We start from the raw sequence: 2,403 nt of genomic DNA on the forward strand, positions 1-2,403 counted from the left end.
ATGATTTGTCCATGCGATTTTTATATTTAAAGAACTATCGTAAGTAAAGGTTTATCTAGCAGAATAGAAATTCTTACGCTTCTTTCTTTTTGAGCAAGATGAGGCCACCACTTGTAGCCAGAAGAATCGTTGCAACTGTGAAGAGAGCAGAGTTTTCCTTGCTTCCTGTTTGTGGGAGCTGGGCCTGTTGTGTATTTGTTGCTTTTTGAGCTGCAGCGGTAGGCTGTGCTTCGCTTGTTTTCTGAGCGAGGCTTTCTAGTTGCTCTTCTTTTGCTTTCGGAGTTGTCGGTTTGTCGGCTGGTTTGCCTGCTTGTTTTGGTTGAGGTTTTTGGTTTAAAATTTCAACAATTTCGACACTTGGTTTATGATTGACAGGCATATCTTTCAGCTCAGCCAATTGATTGCCAAAGACAGCGTTCGATACCCAACGGTAGAAGTGAATGGTATGCAGACGGTTGGTTGGATTTCCAGCATAAACGAAGAGTGGATGTTCCTTGTAATTACCAGAAATTAACGATTTTATTGTGTTCTTGAATTTAGTATAACAGATTTTGAAAACGTTTACAATTAAAAACATAGATAAAAAATAAACTTCTAACAAAAGGAAGAGATATGTGTAATTTCTGAAGAGTATTTGAGTCCGATATTTAAACAGCCCGCGATATTCGCAGTGTGGATTTCTGCAAATTCATGCAAAAGCCAAGCATTTATGCTACAATATTAGCAATAAAGATGATTGGAGCGAACGATGAAAGTGATTATTACGGTTGTTGGAAAAGATAAGGCCGGGATTGTGGCTGGTGTAGCTAGTAAAATTGCCGAGCTGGGGCTCAATATTGACGATATTTCTCAAACTGTTTTGGATGAATTTTTTACCATGATGGCTGTCGTTTCTAGCGACGAAAAGCATGATTTTGCAGCACTTCGTAGTGAATTTGAGGCCTTTGGTCAGACCCTTAATGTCAAAATCAATATTCAAAGCGCAGCGATTTTTGACGCTATGTACAATATCTAAGGAGAGGGCACATGGATATTAGACAAGTTACAGAAACCATTGCCATGATTGAGGAGCAGAATTTTGATATTCGGACCATCACCATGGGCATTTCTCTCTTAGACTGCATTGACTCGGACATTGATCAGGCTGCTGAGAAGATTTACCAAAAAATCACGACCAAGGCTAAAAATTTGGTGGCAGTTGGGGACGAAATTGCTGCAGAGCTCGGGATTCCTATCGTCAACAAGCGGGTCTCCGTGACTCCGATTTCTCTGATTGGGGCAGCTACCGATGCTACGGACTATCTGCCTTTGGCTCATGCTCTGGATCGGGCAGCAAAAGAAATCGGTGTGGACTTTATCGGCGGTTTCTCGGCCTTGGTCCAAAAGGGCTATCAAAAAGGCGATGAAATCTTAATAAATTCTATTCCGCGGGCTTTGGCTGAGACGGACAAGGTTTGCTCCTCTGTCAATATCGGCTCAACCAAGACCGGCATCAATATGACGGCAGTTGCAGATATGGGGCGCATTATCAAGGAAACGGCCCAACTTTCTGACATGGGGGCGGCCAAGCTAGTCGTCTTTGCCAATGCGGTGGAGGACAATCCCTTCATGGCGGGCGCTTTTCATGGTGTCGGTGAAGCAGATGTGGTCATCAATGTCGGAGTTTCTGGGCCTGGTGTTGTCAAGCGGGCTTTAGAAAAGGTCCGTGGTGAGAGCTTTGACGTAGTGGCTGAAACGGTCAAGAAAACGGCCTTCAAAATCACTCGTATCGGTCAGTTGGTCGGTCAGATGGCCAGCGAGCGTCTGGGCGTCAAGTTCGGGATTGTTGACTTGAGTTTGGCGCCGACGCCAGCAGTCGGGGATTCAGTGGCCCGTGTCTTGGAAGAAATGGGTTTGGAAACAGTCGGTACCCACGGTACGACAGCGGCGCTTGCCCTGCTCAATGACCAAGTCAAAAAAGGCGGTGTCATGGCCTGCAATCAGGTGGGCGGACTATCTGGTGCATTCATTCCTGTGTCAGAAGATGAGGGCATGATTGCGGCTGTGCAAAATGGCTCACTCAATCTAGAAAAGTTAGAAGCTATGACAGCAATCTGCTCGGTCGGTTTAGATATGATAGCCATTCCGGAAGAAACGCCTGCTGAGACCATCGCAGCTATGATTGCGGATGAAGCGGCGATTGGCGTTATCAATCAAAAGACGACAGCTGTGCGGATTATTCCAAAGGGCAAGGAAGGCGATATGATCGAATTTGGTGGACTCTTGGGAACAGCGCCAGTTATGAAGGTCAATCAGGCTTCGTCAGCTGCCTTTATCGCGCGTGGCGGTCAGATTCCTGCACCGATTCACAGTTTTAAAAACTAAGTATATAGGGGGCTGGGACAAAAGTCCTAGCCTCTTAAT

The 2,403-nt window shown here is 45.5% G+C and carries 2 protein-coding genes and 1 pseudogene; 2 read left to right on the forward strand and 1 reads right to left on the reverse strand.

Annotation, left to right across the window (positions count from 1 at the left end; all coding sequences use genetic code 11):
- Positions 1-73 precede the first annotated feature (73 nt).
- Positions 74-511, reverse strand: a pseudogene (locus tag A0765_RS09330) (LPXTG cell wall anchor domain-containing protein); the annotation flags it as partial.
- A gap of 237 nt (positions 512-748) precedes the next feature.
- Between A0765_RS09330 and A0765_RS09335 the strand changes: the two are divergent.
- On the forward strand, positions 749-1,015 hold the full coding sequence (locus A0765_RS09335; RefSeq protein ID WP_062006283.1) for an ACT domain-containing protein: 267 nt from the start codon (positions 749-751) through the stop codon (positions 1,013-1,015).
- Positions 1,016-1,026: 11 nt separating this feature from the next.
- On the forward strand, positions 1,027-2,364 hold the full coding sequence (locus A0765_RS09340) for a PFL family protein (RefSeq protein WP_062006284.1): 1,338 nt from the start codon (positions 1,027-1,029) through the stop codon (positions 2,362-2,364).
- Positions 2,365-2,403 lie beyond the last annotated feature (39 nt).

Source organism: Streptococcus cristatus, assembly GCF_001588905.1.
Lineage (GTDB): Bacteria > Bacillota > Bacilli > Lactobacillales > Streptococcaceae > Streptococcus > Streptococcus cristatus_N.

What these genes read in the sequence shown, in the direction of transcription:
- A0765_RS09335 (WP_062006283.1), top strand. Translation starts at nt 749, where the DNA reads ATGAAAGTGATTATTACGGTTGTTGGAAAAGATAAGGCCGGGATTGTG.
- A0765_RS09340 (WP_062006284.1), top strand. Translation starts at nt 1,027, where the DNA reads ATGGATATTAGACAAGTTACAGAAACCATTGCCATGATTGAGGAGCAG.